General features: G+C 60.4%; 19 protein-coding genes and 1 pseudogene. 14 read left to right on the forward strand and 6 right to left on the reverse strand.

The genetic code is table 11. From position 1 onward, the window contains the following. Window positions 1–472 precede the first annotated feature (472 nt). Complete coding sequence (locus Thiofri_RS11915) at window positions 473–2,047, reverse strand: ATP-binding protein (RefSeq protein ID WP_009151642.1); 1,575 nt, start codon at window positions 2,045–2,047, stop codon at window positions 473–475. A gap of 52 nt (window positions 2,048–2,099) precedes the next feature. Here Thiofri_RS11915 and Thiofri_RS11920 point away from each other — a divergent pair, with 52 nt between their 5' ends. After that, the gene (locus tag Thiofri_RS11920) at window positions 2,100–2,303 is read left to right on the forward strand and encodes a hypothetical protein (protein WP_143742113.1); all 204 of its coding nucleotides are present in this window, start codon (window positions 2,100–2,102) and stop codon (window positions 2,301–2,303) included. Further along, window positions 2,287–2,412, forward strand: a complete 126-nt coding sequence (locus tag Thiofri_RS11925; protein ID WP_255324750.1) for a hypothetical protein — start codon at window positions 2,287–2,289, stop codon at window positions 2,410–2,412. The genes Thiofri_RS11920 and Thiofri_RS11925 overlap by 17 nt, the downstream gene beginning before the upstream one ends. A gap of 111 nt (window positions 2,413–2,523) precedes the next feature. Here Thiofri_RS11925 and Thiofri_RS11930 read toward each other — a convergent pair whose 3' ends face one another. Further along, the gene (locus Thiofri_RS11930; protein WP_009151641.1) at window positions 2,524–2,781 is read right to left on the reverse strand and encodes a hypothetical protein; all 258 of its coding nucleotides are present in this window, start codon (window positions 2,779–2,781) and stop codon (window positions 2,524–2,526) included. Window positions 2,782–2,954: 173 nt separating this feature from the next. Here Thiofri_RS11930 and Thiofri_RS11935 point away from each other — a divergent pair, with 173 nt between their 5' ends. The 6 genes from Thiofri_RS11935 (at window position 2,955) to Thiofri_RS11960 (ending at window position 7,062) form a co-directional block, all read left to right on the forward strand. Beyond that, window positions 2,955–3,101: a hypothetical protein gene (locus Thiofri_RS11935; RefSeq protein ID WP_009151640.1), complete on the forward strand. Its 147-nt coding sequence runs from the start codon at window positions 2,955–2,957 to the stop codon at window positions 3,099–3,101. Between the two features lie 49 nt (window positions 3,102–3,150). After that, complete coding sequence (locus Thiofri_RS11940) at window positions 3,151–3,645, forward strand: zinc-ribbon domain containing protein (protein ID WP_009151639.1); 495 nt, start codon at window positions 3,151–3,153, stop codon at window positions 3,643–3,645. A 635-nt stretch (window positions 3,646–4,280) separates the two neighbouring features. Next, complete coding sequence (locus tag Thiofri_RS11945; protein ID WP_313778919.1) at window positions 4,281–5,192, forward strand: MotA/TolQ/ExbB proton channel family protein; 912 nt, start codon at window positions 4,281–4,283, stop codon at window positions 5,190–5,192. Continuing rightward, a complete protein-coding gene (locus tag Thiofri_RS11950; protein WP_009151637.1) occupies window positions 5,182–5,601 on the forward strand; it encodes an ExbD/TolR family protein in 420 nt (139 codons plus the stop codon). Before Thiofri_RS11945 ends, Thiofri_RS11950 begins: the two co-directional genes overlap by 11 nt. Window positions 5,602–5,608: 7 nt before the next feature. Then, window positions 5,609–6,022, forward strand: coding sequence for an ExbD/TolR family protein (locus tag Thiofri_RS11955; RefSeq protein ID WP_009151636.1), 414 nt, complete (start codon window positions 5,609–5,611; stop codon window positions 6,020–6,022). Beyond that, window positions 6,022–7,062 carry an energy transducer TonB gene (locus tag Thiofri_RS11960; protein ID WP_009151635.1) on the forward strand — a complete coding sequence of 347 codons (1,041 nt, stop codon included), beginning with the start codon at window positions 6,022–6,024 and terminating at the stop codon, window positions 7,060–7,062. Before Thiofri_RS11955 ends, Thiofri_RS11960 begins: the two co-directional genes overlap by 1 nt. A gap of 50 nt (window positions 7,063–7,112) precedes the next feature. Here the strand turns inward: Thiofri_RS11960 and Thiofri_RS11965 are convergent, their stop codons facing one another. Beyond that, window positions 7,113–7,883 carry a DUF2796 domain-containing protein gene (locus Thiofri_RS11965; protein ID WP_009151634.1) on the reverse strand — a complete coding sequence of 257 codons (771 nt, stop codon included), beginning with the start codon at window positions 7,881–7,883 and terminating at the stop codon, window positions 7,113–7,115. Between the two features lie 323 nt (window positions 7,884–8,206). Between Thiofri_RS11965 and cobM the strand changes: the two genes are divergently transcribed. Then, on the forward strand, window positions 8,207–8,986 hold the full coding sequence (gene cobM / locus Thiofri_RS11970) for a precorrin-4 C(11)-methyltransferase (protein WP_009151633.1): 780 nt from the start codon (window positions 8,207–8,209) through the stop codon (window positions 8,984–8,986). After that, complete coding sequence (locus Thiofri_RS11975; RefSeq protein ID WP_009151632.1) at window positions 8,940–10,355, forward strand: cobyrinate a,c-diamide synthase; 1,416 nt, start codon at window positions 8,940–8,942, stop codon at window positions 10,353–10,355. Before cobM ends, Thiofri_RS11975 begins: the two co-directional genes overlap by 47 nt. Window positions 10,356–10,401: 46 nt before the next feature. Here the strand turns inward: Thiofri_RS11975 and cysZ are convergent, their stop codons facing one another. Beyond that, a complete protein-coding gene (gene cysZ / locus Thiofri_RS11980; protein WP_009151631.1) occupies window positions 10,402–11,148 on the reverse strand; it encodes a sulfate transporter CysZ in 747 nt (248 codons plus the stop codon). A gap of 282 nt (window positions 11,149–11,430) precedes the next feature. Here cysZ and Thiofri_RS11985 point away from each other — a divergent pair, with 282 nt between their 5' ends. After that, window positions 11,431–13,185 (forward strand): B12-binding domain-containing radical SAM protein, encoded by a 1,755-nt coding sequence (locus tag Thiofri_RS11985; protein ID WP_009151630.1) that lies wholly within the window; start codon window positions 11,431–11,433, stop codon window positions 13,183–13,185. A 130-nt stretch (window positions 13,186–13,315) separates the two neighbouring features. After that, the gene (locus Thiofri_RS11990; protein ID WP_009151629.1) at window positions 13,316–14,587 is read left to right on the forward strand and encodes an IS1096 element passenger TnpR family protein; all 1,272 of its coding nucleotides are present in this window, start codon (window positions 13,316–13,318) and stop codon (window positions 14,585–14,587) included. Window positions 14,588–14,613: 26 nt separating this feature from the next. Here Thiofri_RS11990 and Thiofri_RS11995 read toward each other — a convergent pair whose 3' ends face one another. Next, the gene (locus Thiofri_RS11995) at window positions 14,614–14,976 is read right to left on the reverse strand and encodes a hypothetical protein (RefSeq protein ID WP_143742112.1); all 363 of its coding nucleotides are present in this window, start codon (window positions 14,974–14,976) and stop codon (window positions 14,614–14,616) included. Window positions 14,977–15,329: 353 nt separating this feature from the next. Continuing rightward, on the reverse strand, window positions 15,330–15,668 hold the full coding sequence (locus Thiofri_RS12000) for a hypothetical protein (RefSeq protein ID WP_009151627.1): 339 nt from the start codon (window positions 15,666–15,668) through the stop codon (window positions 15,330–15,332). Window positions 15,669–16,059: 391 nt separating this feature from the next. Here Thiofri_RS12000 and Thiofri_RS12005 point away from each other — a divergent pair, with 391 nt between their 5' ends. Both Thiofri_RS12005 and Thiofri_RS24780 read left to right on the forward strand, forming a co-directional pair. Further along, window positions 16,060–18,330: a putative bifunctional diguanylate cyclase/phosphodiesterase gene (locus Thiofri_RS12005; RefSeq protein WP_009151626.1), complete on the forward strand. Its 2,271-nt coding sequence runs from the start codon at window positions 16,060–16,062 to the stop codon at window positions 18,328–18,330. Between the two features lie 7 nt (window positions 18,331–18,337). Further along, window positions 18,338–18,442 (forward strand): annotated as a pseudogene (locus tag Thiofri_RS24780) (hypothetical protein); the annotation flags it as partial. Window positions 18,443–18,483: the final 41 nt, after the last annotated feature.

Genomic DNA, 18,483 nt, shown 5'->3' on the forward strand with positions numbered 1-18,483 from the left:
CTCACTCAAGGCCAGCTCTTCTGCCTCAGCGGTTTGCGCTCTGACAAGATCCCATCGAACCTGAAGATTCAGCCAAAAATCGGCGGAAACCTTAAAATTCGACAACCCGTCCACCTCGGCCTTGTGCAATGAACAGGGATTTGACGCTATCTACTAATGCCAGCCTCAGCCGCCGCGCGCGTAGCGAGCGGCCGGACTGAAGGCCATCGTTAGGCGATTGATTGCGCGTTGATTTACAGTCTGGAAAACAATTCCATCCAGACCTCTTTAATTCCTACCCCGCAGTGGCGCAGTACAGCGGATTTCCAGCGGCCGTTTGTTGTAGCGGGCGATGCGAGACTGGCCTATCTGCGCGACCCCTCCCGCTCCGTGACCCTGGACCAGGTCCGTGACGCCCTGGCCAATCCGCTCGCGGCGAGGGCCGCAAAGCATTCAGAGCGATGGGATCTACTCGCAGAGAGGGGCAGATCGCTCAGGCCCGCACCACCCGAATCCGCCGTCCCTGGGCGCTGCTGGCCGCTGTGCTGGCGGTCCGCTCGGCCAGCGGTGGCTGCCCGGTGCGGCGGTCGAAGATCACCAGCCAGCCGCTGTCGAGACCCAGACCGGACAGATACCCCTCGAGCTGATCCAATCCCTCGGGCAGCGGATCGGGCTTGCCGTCGCGCCACACCTTGAGTTCCATTCCCAGCGTGAGCGCCCCATAACGCAGGCACAGGTCCATGCGTCCGGCGCCGATGGCATATTCGCGCTCCAAGGTCCCGCCGCCGTTGACCACCCGTTGTAGAAAGGCCATCAGCACCAGATGCGGGGCAATTTCGTGATAGGGCGCGCTGTTGAACAGTGGTTCGCCATGCTGGCGCCAGAAGCTCAGAAAGGCGTCGAGCAGGCGCTCGGGGTTGAGGCGGCCGTCGGGGTCGAGCCAGGTCGGAGCAATCTGGGGCAGCGAATCCTGGGGACCGCTGGCCAGGGCGCGCGGCAGGACCTCGCGGTAGATCGGATTGGCGATCACCAGGCCCCCCGACCCCTCGCGCCGCAAGAGTCCCAGATCAATCAGATACTGGCGGTCGTCTTCCGGAATCACGCCCGGTGTGGTGCCGGCCAGCATCGGCTCGATCACCCGCCGCACTCGCTCCTCGCGTAGCTTGTCGGCCAGCTGGTCGAGATGGGTGACACGCTCGACGATCATTGCCTCCTTGGCCTGATCGATCAGATCGATCGTGATCGGTTGGGCGCGATCACGACCAGCGCGCAGCTCGAAGCAGGCGCGATAGGCCAGGGCGTTGACCAGCCACGGCTGGCCCTGGGTCAGCGCCCAGACTCGCGCCAGCGCCTCGGGGGTGAGCGCCTGCCCAGTCTCGGCAGTATGTTCGAGCAGCAGCCTGCGCGCCTCGGCGGGCGAGAAGTCTCCCAGGCGCAGCGACTTGGCTTTGATGTTGAAGGCGCTGCCGCCGGTGATAGGGCTAGCCTCCCCGCTGGCGTGGATGCGATAGTCACGCAGATCACGCACCCCGCACAGGATCACCGTGTGTGGAAAGGCCGCCGGACGCTGTGGGTAGCCCGCGCGCAACTGACGCAGCAGAGAGATCAGGGTGTCGCCGACCAGCGCATCCACTTCATCGAGCAGCAGCACCAGTGGCTGGGGACTGTCCTGGCTCCAATGCTCCAGCAAGCCCGTTAGCACGCCATTCGGACCACGCCGGCTCCAGGCGTCCTCAGTCCAGGCGGCCAAGCGCGCGTCGTCCAGGTAGAGCTGGGCGGCGGCCTCAATGGCGCCACAGATGGCGCGCATCCCCAGCGCCACGTCCTCGCGTGCGGTTTGCGCGGTTTCCAGATTGGTATAGACCGTCCGATAGCGCCCCTCTCGATTCAGATGTTCCATCAGCGCCAGCAGACAGGTGGTTTTGCCAGTCTGGCGCGGGGCATGCAGCAGGAAATACTTTTCTTGGTCGATGAGGGCGAGCACCGCGTCGAGATCCCAGCGCGACAGCGGCGGCAAGCTGTAATGGCGGTCGGGGCGCACCGGCCCCTCGGTGTTGAAAAAACGCATGCGTCGGCTCCCGGGTCACTGGACCAGGCGAGCATAGCATGAGCCGCCAGGCGTGCCGATCCAGCGCAAGTCGTGGCGCGCGAGATCTTGCTCGTCTCCCGATGGTCACGGCATTTACCCGGTCTATGCCGACAAATGCCGCGCACTCGGCCAGCCGCTGTTGCTGATCGGTATCGAGTTCAGCGAGACCGAACGGCAGCTGGTTGGTTATCTATTGGGCGGATCTGGCCAGTGGACAGGTGACGCGCATCGCTGATGCGGTCAGCGGTCTTGGCGCCCGGCTCGATCAGCCGACGCTGAGCGTCGATGGCGCCTGTCAGGTGCAGTTGCACGGTCCCGACAACAAGGTCGGAGCAGACCGGTGAACATCGGGGAAGCGACTGGAGCCGATCAAAACCCCTCACTCAGCAGATTGCGCAGCGCCTCGGTCGTCAGTGACTCCCCCTCGTCCATCATGCGCGGCTCGGCAATCAGACTCAGTACGGCAAGCACGCAAACACCATTGGGCGTTGCCCCGCCGCGTTGCCGCCAGGATGACCAGACCTGCACGGTGTGATCGACAATGTCTCCGTCGGCGGAAACACGCGCTCGCGATGTGCTGGCAATAGTGCCTCGACTCCGTCGAGCAGTTGCGAACTGGTCAAGACGTTGAAGAACGCGTAGGAGTCGGTCTCCTCGGCGCGACGCTGAATCTGTTTCTGTTGCTCCAAGCCCGGGCGATGGTTAGCATGCATGAAGGCTGGCTCCTCGGGTGGTTGGTTTGATTTGGCGATTTCACCGTATCACCCTAGCTGCCAGCCTTCCCCAATTGTTTTCAAGCCCTTGCGCATATCTTAGTGCCATTTCATCCAGACCCTTTGAGTCCGATGAGATTGTTCTGATTTCGGGGTTTGGAGTTCATGGACAAATGAGCTTCGAAGAGGCGGATAAACACATTGGCGTCGGTGGGGGAACTGTGATTATCAGTATAGATGGCAGTAGGTTCATTGCCGAAACCGAGACGGATAAAGGGCTAAAAAGTGTCATATATTCCGGTAGCGAACAAGGCGGTTAACTTGACCCCGCTTTGCTGCGCCAGTTACCTTTGAGGTTAGCTTTAACAAATGAGCAAGCGGAGAAAGCAACCAAATCGGCTGTACGTCGATCACCCGAGGTTTGGAAATGAACCGATTCTATCGGGCTATCAATACAGCAAAGAGGAAATTGAACGTGCGCATTGGCGTTACTCAAGCTTGGAGTACTTTCCCGAAACGGCAATTCCCGCAAATATGGATAGACAGGAATATTCTATCTATCCTCGTTCACTTTATGTAGATATTGTGGAGCATTGTGAAGAATGCCATCGGGCATTCATCTTTTTTGCGAAAGAACAGCAATATTGGTTTGAAACGCTGGGATTCTGGATTGATGCTCATTGCACGAGGTGTTGCGACTGTAGGCGCAAAGATCACGAGATCAAAGGTATGCAGCGCAAGTATGAGGCGCTTGTTTCCAACTCGGACAGGTCTGAGGCTGAAAGCAGGGAATTAAAGCAAGTTGCACTAGAACTGTATCAACTTGGTTACATTCACAATATTGAGAAGATTAACCGAATATAGCTAACAAGGGGCTCCTATGGATGTCAAAAAGCCAAGCTCGTTCCTCGCTTCACTTTTTGCTACCATTTAGCTCAAACGTTGGACAGTGTCAATAGGAACAATTTGACATAATTTCTCATGTATTGCCTTAGGTGTAGCGCCTATGCCTCTAGAATCATTATAATGCTGCCGCTCGCCAAGGTGTAATTGAATTCCAGTTCAACACAGATAAAGCTATTGAAATTTTTGAAGCTTTACCGTGAAACAACAGGCTTCATCCTCCGGGGTGGCCGTGACCATGAGCGTTAGTAGCAATCGGCGCCCAACAAGGCGCTGCGGACGGTGCTTCGCATTGCCGGTGAATGAGCAAGGTTAGTGCGCGAAGCAGATGCAAAGATGTTAAGACATAACGACCACCACGATGACGTCTTCAATCGTCTGACGAAGGAGGCTTGGATAGAATATGTCACCAAGCAAATCAGACCTTCAACAAACGGTTTCCGAATACCAAAATTTTTAAGGATGTCCTTCTCGCAATGACCGACACCACTGCACAGGCCGCGCCTTCGGCTTTAGCGCCTACAGCTAATGGGATGCGAGCCGAACCGGCTGCTGGAGCATCATCCGCGCCCGCTGCCTCCCCAAAGTCTGAGGTATTGCCTGAACCATTCGCAGAAACGGCGGCTGGACCGCAGCTAGAGTCGCCCACCGATGCACTGCCCGCAGACTTAGCGACCAGCACCGCCGTGCCGCCCAGTTTGCCTGCACCCAACACAGGGACCGAGAGCGCAGCCCTGAGTATCCCGGACGACGGCGTCAGCAATCTGGTCGAACTCTTGCGTTGGCTCAGTGACGGCGGTCCAGTGCTGATGATCATTGCCGCACTGTCGGTGGTGGCCTTGACTCTTGTGCTGATCAAAGCCTGGCAATTTCACCGCCTGCGCCTGGACGCGCGCGAACCTGTCGCCCGCGCCCTAGCGCTTTGGGCTCGGGACGAACCAGCCGGCGCTATGGCTGCGCTGGCTGGAAGTTGCCAGCCGGTTGCGCGCCTGCTGCATCGCGCGCTGAGGGGCTATCTGCTACCCGGGATTGATGCCGAACTGCTGCGCGAAGAGCTGGCTCGACTCGCCAGCGCTGAGCTTGAGCGTCTGCGCAGCTATCTGCGTGCGCTCGAAACCATCGCCACCCTGAGCCCGCTGCTGGGCTTGCTTGGCACTGTGCTCGGCATGATTGAGGCATTTCGTCAACTCGAACAGGCCGGTGCCCAGGTTAATCCGGCGCTGCTCTCCGGCGGCATCTGGCAGGCGCTGCTGACCACCGCAGCCGGTCTTGGGGTCGCTATTCCGGTGGTTTTCGCCCATGCCTGGCTGGAACAACGCGTGGAGGGCTGCGGTCATCGCATGGAGGATGCCGTCACCCAGGTCTTTACACGCGATCTGATGACCGCCCGCAATCAGGTTGCCCAATCGGCGGCGGATGCGGTGCATCAAGGAGCGACGCCGATAACGGAAGCGGCATTCCAGTCGACAAGTGCGCCCTCGGCGCAACGGGGCAGCGATGCGGCCTGAACGGCTGTCGCTGCGGCTTGCTCGACCTGCGCGGCGCGCGGCTATCGGTTTGACGCCGCTGATTGATGTGGTCTTCATTCTGCTGTTGTTTTTCATGCTCGCCTCCAATCTGCAACGCGAACAGGCACTGCCACTGCGGCTGGCCGCGCCGGAACCTGAATCGGCGCTCGAGACCAGGGTTGATGAAACCCAGACCGCGCGGGTGCAGGTCGATGAAGCGGGTGAATTTCGCCTGAACGGGCAACCCATCTCAGCGGTTGCACTGGCGCCCGCGCTGGCGCGACAACTGGCGCTGGAACCGAGCCTGCAAGTGCTCCTGATCCCGGCCTCCGGCGTGAGCCTGCAACAACTGGTCGCGGTGCTCGATCAACTGGCCGCCGCCGGCGTCTCGGGAGTCACCCTAAAGTGAGGCAAACGTGAAGCTGGCACCGAGACGCCCTAGAGCGCATTCAAGCGCGCGCGATCAGGCGTTGATTCCACTCATCAATGTTGTCTTTCTGATGCTGATCTTCTTCATGGTGATCGGGCGTCTGGTGCCGCCTGGTCTGTTCGCGGTCGACCCACCAAGCTCCCGGGTGGGGGAAGTCGCGACCCCTGATGCCTGGATGGTGCTGGTCAGTGCCGATGGGCGTTTGGCCATGAACGGACAGGGGCTCAGTGTCGATACTCTGGTCGCGCGACTGCGGGAGGCCGATGCCACGCACGCCCTGCCACAGCTGACACTCAAGGCCGATGCCGCGCTCAGCGCCGGCAGACTGCGCGAGTTGCTCGAACCTTTGCGCAGGGTGGGGCTAGAGCACATTCACCTGGTCACAATACCGGTGCGCTGATGGAGATTCGCGCTCGCCACTGGTTGGTCGCGCTGCTGATCGCAGGCGCAGTGCATGCGGCGCTTGCCTTGTCGCTGATGCAGGAGGCGCCCCCCCCGCTAGCCGTGCCCGTCACCATTGCCCTGACGCTGGGAAACGGCGGTGGCGAAGCAACCGCAGGCTCGCCAAATGGTAGCCAGGCGACTGCGAGCCGCAATTCTGGCCAGGCATCCGGGACTGGTAAGGCTTCGGTGGCGGCTGCAACAGCGCCAACGGAGGATGCAAAGAGCGATCAGGAGCATGGGCTCGAACCAACTCCTGTGTCTAAATCAGAGCCGGAGGCGGAAGCGCAATCTGATCCGAAACCTGATCCGACACCGGAGCCGGAATCCGCACCCGAGTCCAAACCAGAGCCAGAATCGGAGGCTGAAGCAGAGCCTGAGCCTGAGCCCAGACTCCAACCTTTGCCCAAACCAGAACTCGCACCAGAGCCGAAACCAGAACCCAAGTCAGAGCCCAACCCAGAACCCAAGCCAGAACCACCGCCCAAACCGCAACGGGTCCAGCCCAGGGAGGCAATACCCAAGCCCCAGCCAGCGGAAGCCACCCCGCAAGCCCGTCGCGAGGCACCAGTCCCCGCAACTTCGACAACTGCCAGCAAAGCGACCCGGCAGGCCGCCAGCACGGATGCGGGGTCGGGAGCTGGCGCGCGGGCGGGGCAGGGCGGCAAGGGATCTGCGAGCGGTCGGTCAGGTGCGCGGGCAGGAGGCTCTAGCGCTGCGGCCTACTACGGCCAAATCGCGCGCGCCCTGCAAAGGCACAAGCGCTATCCGGGGCAGGCACGGCGGCGGCGTCAAGAAGGCAGGGTCAAGGTGCGCTTCACCATCGACCGTCGCGGGCGCGTCATTTCCCAACAGATTGTTGAAAGTTCTGGCCATACGCTGCTCGACCGCGAAGTCGAGGCCATGCTCAAACGTGCCTCGCCGCTGCCAGCGATTCCGGCGAGCATGTCCCAATCCCAACTGACCTTGACCCTGCCGATTGTGTTCAAGCTGCAATAAGCCAAAGGTTCGGCTTCAAGGTCGAGCCGCCGTTGGCTTACCCCATTGGCTCAAAAGCGCAATTCCGGGTTATCGTGGTTCAAGGTCATCCCGCCCTGGTGATCGTCGAGCACGAACTGCACCTCAAGCGTCTCAGTGTCCGGAAATACCTCGAAGAGTTCGACTTTTAGCAATTTTAACGCGCTAGGCTTGGCACACTCGAAGCGGTAGCGAACATTGATGTCGGCGTGAGACTCTTGTCCGCTGCTGGCCGCCGCGGAGTCCTCGTCGTGCGCGTGACCATCATGGTCGTGCGCCGGAGCTGTTGCATGATCATCCGGGGCCGGTTCCAGTTCGGCGTGCGGGGTATTTTTCTGTCCAGTGTCGAGCAGCCCCGAGGAAATGACGGAATCCCGGAGTTCGCACCTGGCGCTCGGGTTTAACTGGAATAGGCGCGCGCCATCCTCCAAAATGGCCACCGCCGCAGCAAGCTTGGCCTGATCGGTTGCCGTCGTGGGTGGATGCTCAAAGCCGACAAGATTGGCCGCCGGACTGATGAGTTCCAGATGCAGGGCAGGGCCGTCTAGCGCCAGATTCAAACGCCCGATGCCATGCACATGCGCATCCTGCTGGCGATGGGTGTGACCATGCTGGTCATGATCGTGCTCATGCGCGGCGCCATGATCGTGCTCTTCAGGATCTTCAGCCGCCAGGAGCGTGCCCGACATTGGGGTGCTTGCCAGCGTGAAAAGCAGCAAAGGGATGAAAAGCAGGTTTTGCTTGCCGCGAAATATAGAAATCCATTCTCCAGGGTGGCTGGGACCATGGGCGTCAGGATGCATTGCGCGTCTCCGTGGTTACTGATTTTGGGTCGCGTGACACAAGCGGTTGTCGGGACTGGCGATCATGTGCTGTTTTGGGCTGCTGCATGACCCAAAAAAGCCGAAAGCCATCTCCGCCGGGGTAAGACGAATCCTATGGCGATCATACCTTTGCGTCAAGAAACGCGAGGCTGGGCGGGTGGCGATATTCATGGTCTCCGGCTATATTGTCGCCTCCCGAACGCGACCGCCCACCAGAGACCTGCCAATGCTCGATGCTAACCGCGATGGAGCTGTGAGCGGCGCAAATCAGTAGCATCAGAAGCAATAGCGGAAACACACACATGGGTAAGGTCTGGTTTGTCGGCGCCGGCCCGGGCGCGCCGGATTTAATAACGGTTCGCGGTACGCGCTTGCTTGCTGAGGCCGGGGCTATCCTCTACACCGGCTCGCTAGTGGCCGCAACCGCCTTGCAATGGGCGCAACCGGGCTGCGAGATCGCCGACTCTAAATCCATGGACTTGGAGCAGGTCAGCGCCTGGTTGCTGGAGCGCGCGCAGTGCCATGAGACCGTGGTGCGCCTGCAGACGGGCGATCCCACGCTTTATGGGGTGATGCCCGAGGTGGCGCGCCCCCTGGACCAGGCGCAGATAGCTGTCGGCATCTGCCCTGGGGTGTCCTCAGCCTTCGCGGCAGCGGCGGCAGCGGGCGAATGTCTGACCCTGCCCGAGGTCACGCAAACAGTGATCTTCACTCGCTTGGCCGGGCGCACTTCGATGCCCCAGCGCGAGTCTCTGCATGGACTGGCCGGGCATGGCTGTAGCCTGTGCATCTTTCTATCCATCGAGCGCATCGCGGAGGTGGCCAAGATATTCCAAGGGGCTGGCTGGGCGGCGACGGCGCCGGTTGTGGTGGTGCACAAGGCGACCTGGCCCGATGAGGAGCAGGTGTTGCGTGGCACACTGGCCGACATCGCCGGGCGCTGCCGCGACGCTGGCATTGAACGCCAGGCACTGATCCTGATTAGCCCGGCCCTCGGCGCCCGGCAGCGCGCCGAACTCAAACCGTCCAAGCTCTATGACGCCGCTTTTCCGCGACGCTTCCGCCCAGGAAAAGTCAGTTAAGGCGCCACTCCAGCAGCAGAGCGCTCAGCGCGATGTCGATGGCCAGCTGCAACCTCTGGGCGCTGGCTCACGCCAGTGTCCGGCGTTGTTCCTGTCCGCAACATCCTCTGGTCAGGGCAAAACTACGCTGGCGGCGGCGCTCGCCTACCATCATCGACGGGCTGGACGCCGGGTGCGGGTATTCAAGATTGGCCCGGATTTTCTCGATCCCATGATTCTGGCGCGCGCCTCGGGTGCCGAGGTTGAACCGCTGGATCTGTGGATGGTGGGCGAGGCCAACTGTCAGCGGCTGCTCTATGAAGCCGCCGCCGAGGCTGATCTGATTCTGGTCGAGGGCGCCATGGGGCTGTTCGATGGCAATCCCTCGGGCGCCGACCTGGCCGAGCGTTTCGGCCTGCCCGCAGCGGTGCTGATCGATGCGCGCGGCATGGGACAGACCTTCGGTGCGCTGGCATTGGGGCTGGCCCACTACCGGCCCGGACTGCGCCTGGCGGGAGTCATCGCCAATCGGGTTGGCAGCGAGCGACACGTGGAGATGATCCGTGCCGGACTCTCTGCGGATATCTCTTTGCTGGGTGCCTTGCCGCGCTTCGATGATGCCGCCTTGCCAAGCCGTCATCTGGGCCTGGTGCAAGCCGAGGAGATCGCTGATCTTGAGCAGCGCCTGGATGTCGCGGCCAGCCGCCTCGCCGAAACCGCGCTGGCAGAACTGCCGCCAGCAGTGTCTTTCGCGCCGCCGTCGCCCGAGAATCCGCCGGCGCTGGCACCAACTCTGGCCGGCATGCGCATCGCCGTGGCTCGGGATGCGGCCTTTTCCTTCCTCTATGCCGCCAACCTGCGACTGCTCCAGGCGCTGGGTGCTGAGCTGACGTTCTTCTCGCCGCTGCATGACCCGCTTGTTGCGGCGGATGCTATCTATCTGCCCGGAGGCTATCCGGAACTGCATCTGGAACCACTGGCCGCCAACAGCGCCATGCACCAATCATTGCGCGCCCATGTCGAGGCGGGAAAATCTCTCTATGCCGAATGCGGTGGCATGCTCTCTGTACTTGAGACCCTGACCGACAAGCATGGCCAGAGCGCCAAACTCGCCGGTCTAATGCCGGGGCAGGGGCGTCTGCAACCGCGCCTGGCTGGCCTTGGCATGCAAAGCCTGGTCACGCCAGCGGGCGAGTTGCGGGGGCATAGCTTCCATCATTCGACCATGGACAGCTCGCTGACACCGAGCGCCTACGGCATCCGACAGCGCGATGGTGGTCGCGGTGAGCCGGTCTACCGTCACGGCTCGCTGACAGCGAGCTATCTGCACCTGTATTTTCCCTCGGCGCCGGAAGCGGCGGCTGCACTTTTTACAACTTGCGGCCGCTGAGGAACATGGCTAGCGGATGCAGTCTCGCTTTTCTGAGTCACCTCAGTTACTCATGATCAGTGCTGGGCCGGATCGCCTTCAGCTCCCCAACCCAGAGCGCGGTCGCGCCGGCAACGGCGCTGGGCATCAGCAGAAAATTCAGCACCGGCACCATGCTCATGCCCGCCGTTGCAGCGCCGAAGCCGAGGCTCAGCAGCCGCCGACGCCCAAGGAGCTGGCGAATCTCCCGGAACCGCAACCCGTGATTACCGAGCGGATAATCGCCATACTCGACCGCCATCATCCAGGCGGTATAGAGCAACCACAGGATCGGCCCGACCACCGGCACCAGCAGCAAAAGCAGAAAGGGGACGGCCAGCGCCAGCGCATAGACCAGTTTGATCAACTCATCGAACAACGACGGCAGCAGCTCCGCGACCAACTTGCGCCAGCTGCCATCCGTATCCGGCACCTGCCCGGTCAGCTCCATCTCGACCTTTTCCGCCAGCAGGCTATTGAAGGGTGCCGCGATCAGATTAGCCACCAGGGTAAAGGTATAGAACACCAGCACCAGAAGCACCAGCACAAAGATGGGCCACAGCAGCCACTCCAGCCAGCCAAGCCAGTGCGGAATTTGCGCCGTCATCAGCTCCATCCAGTGCTCGAACTGATTGACGCCAAGGCCGATTGCCAGAACGAAAACCAGGGTGTTGATGATGAGCGGGATGATGACAAAGGGCCGCAGCTGCGGGCGGGCAATCAGCCGTGCGCCCTTGAGCAGATAACCGGCGCCAGTCAGGGGGTGATTGATCAAGGCGATGGACTCCCGAGCCTGATGGGCTCAATCTGAATGTTTTGGCCCGATCCCCATGGAGGCGGCCACTCCTGAGAATGAATCCGTAAGATTCTCGGTAACCCCCACGGAGGCGAAGCCATGGGAAAAAGCGAAAGATAATTCCTGTTCATCGTCAGCCAGATCATACTCTCCAGTCTGACATCAAGCCCGTCGGTCAAAGTCTATGATGGGCTCGATCTTTACTCGATTTTTGCTCCCGATTTTGCGCGGGGCTCGCCATTGCTCTGCAGGAAACGCCCCATGAAAACATTCCACTTGATTCTACTCAAGCCATCGCACTACGACGACGATGGCTACATCATTCAATGGTGGCGCTCCGGAATCCCGTCGAATACCCTCGCCGCGCTTTACGCCATGGCGCGCGACGCCGCAGAGCGCCGCGTCTTGGGCGACGACGTCAGGCTTCAAATTAGCACCATCGACGAGACCAACACGCGCGTGCGTGCCAAGCGCCTCGCTTTGATGATCGAGCGCGATGGCGGCCTCGGTCTGGTCGCTCTGGCGGGTGTGCAGACCAACCAATATCCGCGCGCCCTGGACATTGCCCGGCAGCTGCGCGCGCACAAGATTGCGGTCGCCATCGGTGGCTTCCATGTCAGCGGCGTGCTGTCTGTCATCGGCAAATGCACGCCTGAGCTGCAAGCGGCCTTGGACCTGGGCGTGTCGCTCTTCGCCGGCGAGATCGAGCACCGCTTTGACGATTTCCTAAAGGACGCCTACAACGCCCGACTCAATCCCGTCTACAACTACCTCGACGACCTGCCCAACCTCAATGGTGCCATCCCGCCCTACATGCCCAAGGAATATGTGCAACGCACCGTTGGACGAGTGACCAGCTTCGATGCCGGGCGCGGCTGCCCCTTTGTTTGCAGCTTCTGCACCATTATCAACGTGCAAGGTCGTAAATCGCGCTTTCGCACGCCGGACGACATTGAGCGCATTGTTCGCGAAAATATCGCTCAGGGCATTAAGCGCTTCTTTGTGACCGACGACAACTTCGCTCGCAATAAGAATTGGGAGGCGATCTTCGACCGCCTGATTGCACTCAGGCGCGAGCGCATTCGCGTGCACCTGACGCTTCAGGTGGATACTCAGTGCCATAAGATCCCGCGCTTCATCGAAAAGGCCGCAGCGGCGGGCACCAAGCGCATTTTCATCGGCCTGGAGAACATCAACCCCGACAACCTGGCAGTCGCCAACAAAAAGCAGAACAAGATTACCGACTATCGCGCCATGCTGCTCGTTTGGCGCCGTTACAAGGTGTTCATCGACGGCGGCTACATCCTTGGCTTTCCCGGCGACACGCCGGAGAGCATCCGGCGTGATGTTGAACTCCTCAAGCGCGAACTGCCAATGGACCGGGTACAGTTCTATTGTCTAACGCCCTTGCCGGGTTCCGCCGACCACAAGGCCCTCTATGAGCGCGGGGCCTATATGGACCCGGACCTGAACAACTACGAACTCAACCACGTTTCCACCCATCACCCCCGCATGACGCAGGAGGAATGGCTCGGCGCTTATCGGCAGGCTTGGCGCAGCTTCTACACCGTCAAACACATTAAAACCCTGATGCGGCGTGCGCGCGCCAATGGCGTCAGCCCAGGCCATATCATGAGTTCGTGCATGGCGGTCTACGTCTTCGCCTGCATCGAGCATATCCAACCGCTGGAGGGCGGCGTTCTCCGCCGTCGCTTGCGCCGGGAACGCCGCCCGGGACTGCCGATCGAAAACCCCCTGGTCTTCTACCCGAAATACCTTGGCCGTAATCTGTTCGGCTACGCCAAGGCAATCGCCATGCTGGCCGTGCTCGCCATTGAGCGCCGGCGCCTCAAGCGCGACCCCGAGGCCAAGCACTACATGGACCAGGCGCTGACACCCGTCGACGACCAAGAACTGACCGCCATGGAGATGTACTCCGTGACCGATGCCGCCAAGACCGCAGTCCAGGTGCACAAAGACAAACAGCACCAGCGCCACCCTGGCGGGAGACGATGATCGCCATCACTTAGGCCGCACACGATACGAACGTGCTTGGTCGGCGGCGAATTGCCATTTTTCAGCTTAGCTTCGCGATTTCAGATGACCCCATCTGGGCGAAGTCATACTGCACCCAAGGGAGCCTTTCATGTTCATCACTGATCGCCCGATCTTCACCTGGAATCCGTCGCACGCGCAGGTGCTGGAATCTCAGGACTTCGCCAAGCAGCCGCCCGGCACCATCTTGCGCGACTTTGGGGCGCTGCTTGATCTTATTCAGCCGAAAGGGTTAGCGGTGACGCCCAAGCATCTGTTTGCCATGAACACCCTGGAGACGATCAACCAGCGATTGACGCATCCGGTCGATTTGCAGCTGAAACGGCCAGGGCAGAAATCCTATCCGAATATCAATGGCCTGTATCTGGTCCTGCGCGCGACTGGACTCGCCCTGATCGACACCTGCGGCAAGAAGCCCATCCTGATGCTCGACCCGGAAATCCTGGACCTCTGGAGCGACCTGAACCCTGCGGAGGCTTACTTCGCCTTGTTGCGTGCCTGGTGGGGAGCAGCCGATGAAACCATTATCGACAAGCGGTCTCGGGAAGATGTATTCGCAAAAAGCACGCGATTTTTAAGACAGTTCAAGGAGCAGGGACCGGGCTGGCTACAGCATCCTCCGGTAATCGACTCCTTGACCTACTCGCCCGGTCTGCACAACCTGGCCTTGCTCGAACTGTTCGGTCTGCTTGAGATCGAGCTAGTCCCGCCGGTCGAGGGGCAAGGCTGGCAGCCCAGGCAGATACACATCACCGCCTGGGGAGATGCCCTGATGGCGCACTTCGAGCATTTTCTCAACGAACTGCGAACGCCCGCACCCGACGCACCCGAACCCCAGCTGACGATCAGCGATCTTTTCGAGCCATCCAAGCGTTTCGAGACCTGGGCTGCGGGTCTTCGCTCCAAGTTCAACAATTGGCAACGCAATCTGGAGCTTCCGGCTCCTCCCTTGCAGCCCGGGCAGCATATCTTTCGGGCGTCCTTGTCACCTGACTGCTGGCGACGAATCGCCATCGCCGGCGAAGCCGGATTCGACCAATTGGCGAGCGCGATTCTCGCCGCATTCGACTTCGACGAGGATCATCTCTATGCGTTCAACTTCCAGGATCGCCTTGGCCGTCCTGCAGAGATCGGTCATCCCGAGATGCAAGCAGAACTCGATGGCAAGTTAGCCGACCAGGTCAGGGTCGGCGAACTTGGCCTGACAAAGGGCGCGAGCATGGTTTTTGTGTTTGACTTCGGTGCCAACTGGGAATTCGACCTCATCGTCGAGCAAGTCAGGAAGGAAGCCGCAGCAAAAAACCCGCAGGTGCTCGAAGCCAATGGCGAGGCGCCGCCACAATACGACGATGAGGATTGGTAGCTGCGACTCAGACGCTTGCATGACAGTCACTGGCGTAAAACACGAAGGCCCGATGCAACTCGCTGCCCTACATACTGATGAATTACATTCATATATTCTCTTCCAAGCTGTGTTCTGCGCTTGGCAACAAACCGGATGACCCCAAGCACTTTGACAATTTGTTCATTGTTGACATCCTCCAAATCTTCGACGATTGATTGATCAACATGGTTGAATCCCTTCGCAATTAGCTCGCTTTGTTCACCAATTGATTGATCTTGAAAATGGTATTTATCAATTAGCAACTCAATGATCTTTATTGCGTCGCTATCTTTCAGTTTCCTATCGTTTTCAATGTCATATGCGCATAAAGCCCCTTCTATGGAGTTCCCGTAAGAGGCAAGCTCCATGCTGTTATCCATCTCTAAAGTAGAATATGCGGGGACATCGGTATATTTTCTTATTGGTTTTTGATAAAAAACACATCCCACACATGCCTCTCCCGTTCTTGTATCCCCACAGCATTGGCTGCAAATGAGGTTATCTACGATTAGGCACTTTCTTTTTCCTTTTCTCGACTGACATATCGGACACTTTGCCATCTTGCCTCCTGAGGTTCATTTTCTCGATTGATCCAAAATTTTGGTGCCAAATTTTTGTGACAGTGATCTGGTTTAGTGGAAATGGACAGCTAAGCCCTCGCTCGTTCCAAGTTTATCGCGAGCAGGCGGGCGAGGATTTCGCTGTCTGGCATGTCGGAATTTTAGTCGTTCCAGCCGTAGGCTGCGGTAACGGCGGTGGGGTCATGGCCGCGCCCGCGTAGACGCTGGGCGAGTTCGGCGAAGCGTCCGGCAGCTTGTTCGGTGAGCTTGGCGGTGGTTGTGTCGGGTCCCCAGCGTTCGGGCTCGGTGCAGGCCCAGCCATCGCCGCCGCCGGCTTTGCTGGCGCCTTTCTCGAAGGCGTACCACAGGCCCTTGGGGTCGGCCTCAGCCGGGGTGGGCTGTTCAAGCAGGTGGCAGAGGTCAAGGAAGTGCTCCTGCGCGGCGGAGCGTTCCTTGAGGGTGACACCGGTCCATTTGCGAATGAAGTCGTCAGGGGTCACGGCGGGGGCGATACCAGTCGGGCCATTTTGTTATTGCGCGGGGAGAATAGCATCGAGAAAACGATGGGTCTATCAACTCAAGTTGAAGCCACTGCGTCCACCGACTGACCTTGACGTGGGTCAGATTGCAGGTCGCCAGCTTCGCGCTCTGCGTAAATCAAGAGGTGTGCGCGCACTATGTATGCCAACGCACAGACTAAGCTGTCCGATCAGTCTATGATCGGCACCATCACAGTGAAGCGTTGCGCCGTTCCCAGCCATTCGAGCCCGGCCAGGATATCAACGAGCGAGTCCATTTCTGACTGGCCACTGCGGTAATCACCCGGTTGCCGTAGCGGTTGTTCGAAATCTGCCGGGCACGACAGGCTAAACCCCAAGACGGAGACCACTCGTGCATTCTTCTGACAATCCCTCCGTCGAGCGCACTGAACGCGCACCAGACCTGCGCCGACGGGCGGAGTTACAGCTTGAAAGCCTGGACAAACCGCTCAAAGACGCCAACACACCGGAGGCGACCGACCAGCTGATCCACGAGCTCCGAGTGCATCAGATCGAGCTGGAGCTTCAGAACGAGGAACTGCGCCAGACCCAGGAGACCTTGGCAACCTCGCGGGCGCGCTATTTTGATCTCTACGACCTGGCCCCGGTGGGCTATCTGACCCTGAGCGAAGACGGGGTGATCCAGGAGGCCAATCTCGCCGCCGCGACCCTGCTAGACACACCGCGCGAGACGCTGGTCGACCAACCCCTGACTCGCTTCATCCTCCCCGAGGATCAGGACACCCACTATCATGCCCGCCACCAGCTCCTGGCCACCGGCGAGCGGCAGACCTATGATCTGCGCCTGTGCCGAGCCGACGATGCACTCGCTTGGGTTCACCTGGACATCAGCCAGCGACCGGATGCGACGAGTGAGCACATCATCTGGAGCGCCATCCTGAGCGACATTAGTGCGCGCAAACGCGACGAACAAGCCCTCATCGAGAGCCAGGCACGGCTGCGCCTGATCACCCACATTGCCGACCTAACCTTCTGGGAATGGGACCCAAAGACGCAGGCGGTATTCTTTCCGCCCGAATGGTGGCGGCAGACCGGCTATGCCCTGGATGAATTACCGCACCGACTCGGGGCCTGGGCCGACCTGCTGCATCCGGATGATCGGACTCGGATACTCGAGCATCTCAACGGCTTCGTCGATGCGCCGGTGGAGCCCGCTGAGATCCAATACCGGTTGCGTTGCAAGGACGGTGACGAGCGCTGGTTCGTGGCCCGCCTGACGGCGATCCTGGACACCCAGGGCGCGCTGATGCATGTTTTGCTGGTCCAGCAGGATATTACCCGGCGCAAGGTCGCTGAGGACGAGGCGATCCGCCTGGCGCAGCATGACCCCCTGACCGGCCTGCCCACCCGCGCCTTGCTCGATCAACTGGCCGATCGCATGCTCGCGAGCACCCGCCGCACGGGGGATCAGTTGGCGGTGCTGTTTTTCGACCTCGACCGCTTCAAGGCGATCAACGATATCTATGGCCACTCGGTGGGCGATCAGCTCCTGCAGGCGGTGGCGCAGCGGCTGCGCGAGAGCTTCCGCGAGGCGGATCTCATCGCCCGGCTGGGAGGAGACGAGTTTATTGCGGTGTTGGCGAACCTCAACGACGCGGATGACGCAGCCCGTGCCGCGCGCACCGCCATCGCGGCACTTACGCCGCCTTACCCCATTGGGGAACTGATGCTGCACTGCGTCCCAAGTCTCGGGATCAGCCTCTTCCCGCAGGACGGTGACAGCATCGAGTCGCTCATTCAGGGTGCCGATCATGCGATGTATCACGCCAAGGAGGTCAGCCCCGGTGGTTATCAGTTTGTGACCGATGCGCTTAACCAGCAGGCGCATACCACGCTGACCTTGGAAACGCGTCTGCGCGAAGCGCTATCGCAGCAGGAATTCCGGCTCGCCTATCAACCGCTGCTGGATCCGCACAACAGTCGCATCACCGGAGTCGAGGCCCTACTGCGCTGGCCGCAGACCGATGCGGGTGAGATCGCCCCGCTGGTGTTCTTGCCGGTTGCCGAAACCAGCGGGCTGATCCATGAGATCGGCCACTGGGTGTTGCAGGAGGTCGGCCGTCAGTATGGGGCTTGGCGCCAGCGCGGACTGCCGCCCATCCCAATCACGGTGAACATCTCGGCCCGGCAGTTTCACCACCAGCGCTTCCACGATCAACTGGCCGCCGCACTGCAAGCGAGCGCCATGGATCCCGCCGATCTGACCTTGACCTTGAGCGAGGCCGCGCTCATGCAGGACATGCTGACGGCACGGCAACGGCTCGATGCCCTGAAAGCACTGGGGGTGCGCGTGGCACTGGGTGACTTCGGCCTGGGCTGTTCGAGCCTCAACGCATTGGAACGGCTGCCGCTGGACCGGCTGGAGATCAGCCGCGCCCTGGTGGAGCGTCTGAACCTGGCCGAACGGCTGCCCGTCATTCTCGACACGCTGATCGGTCTTGCCCAGGCCTTGCAGTTCGACGTCAAGGCGGTCGGAATCGAGACCGAGGCAGACCTGGACTTCTTCCGCCAGCGCGAGTGCGACCAAGTGCAAGGGTTTTACCTGGGCGTTCCGATGTCGGCAGAGCAGTTTACTGACTGGTACCGCCAGCGCACTCCGTGACGCCTCAATGCTCTCGAGCACCCTGATCACCGTTCTCGCTCTGCTGCCGCTGGCCTTCGGCATCGGCGAGGGTGCCGACGCCCAGGCACCGCTGGCGCGCGCTGTGCTAGGCGGACTCACGGCCTCGACGCTCATTCCGCTGGTCTTGATTCC

This window comes from Thiorhodovibrio frisius (genome assembly GCF_033954835.1).
In the GTDB taxonomy this organism is placed as follows: Bacteria; Pseudomonadota; Gammaproteobacteria; order Chromatiales; family Chromatiaceae; genus Thiorhodovibrio; species Thiorhodovibrio frisius.

Bases quoted from the DNA above. Each gene is read 5' to 3' on its own strand.
- Thiofri_RS11930 (WP_009151641.1), bottom strand. From the start codon at position 2,781: ATGCATGCTAACCATCGCCCGGGCTTGGAGCAACAGAAACAGATTCAG.
- Thiofri_RS11975 (WP_009151632.1), top strand. From the start codon at position 8,940: ATGACGCCGCTTTTCCGCGACGCTTCCGCCCAGGAAAAGTCAGTTAAG.
- cobM (WP_009151633.1), top strand. From the start codon at position 8,207: ATGGGTAAGGTCTGGTTTGTCGGCGCCGGCCCGGGCGCGCCGGATTTA.
- Thiofri_RS11950 (WP_009151637.1), top strand. From the start codon at position 5,182: ATGCGGCCTGAACGGCTGTCGCTGCGGCTTGCTCGACCTGCGCGGCGC.
- Thiofri_RS11915 (WP_009151642.1), bottom strand. From the start codon at position 2,047: ATGCGTTTTTTCAACACCGAGGGGCCGGTGCGCCCCGACCGCCATTAC.
- Thiofri_RS11960 (WP_009151635.1), top strand. From the start codon at position 6,022: ATGGAGATTCGCGCTCGCCACTGGTTGGTCGCGCTGCTGATCGCAGGC.
- Thiofri_RS11995 (WP_143742112.1), bottom strand. From the start codon at position 14,976: ATGGAGCTTGCCTCTTACGGGAACTCCATAGAAGGGGCTTTATGCGCA.
- Thiofri_RS11935 (WP_009151640.1), top strand. From the start codon at position 2,955: ATGAGCTTCGAAGAGGCGGATAAACACATTGGCGTCGGTGGGGGAACT.
- Thiofri_RS11990 (WP_009151629.1), top strand. From the start codon at position 13,316: ATGTTCATCACTGATCGCCCGATCTTCACCTGGAATCCGTCGCACGCG.
- Thiofri_RS11965 (WP_009151634.1), bottom strand. From the start codon at position 7,883: ATGCATCCTGACGCCCATGGTCCCAGCCACCCTGGAGAATGGATTTCT.
- Thiofri_RS11940 (WP_009151639.1), top strand. From the start codon at position 3,151: ATGAGCAAGCGGAGAAAGCAACCAAATCGGCTGTACGTCGATCACCCG.
- Thiofri_RS11985 (WP_009151630.1), top strand. From the start codon at position 11,431: ATGAAAACATTCCACTTGATTCTACTCAAGCCATCGCACTACGACGAC.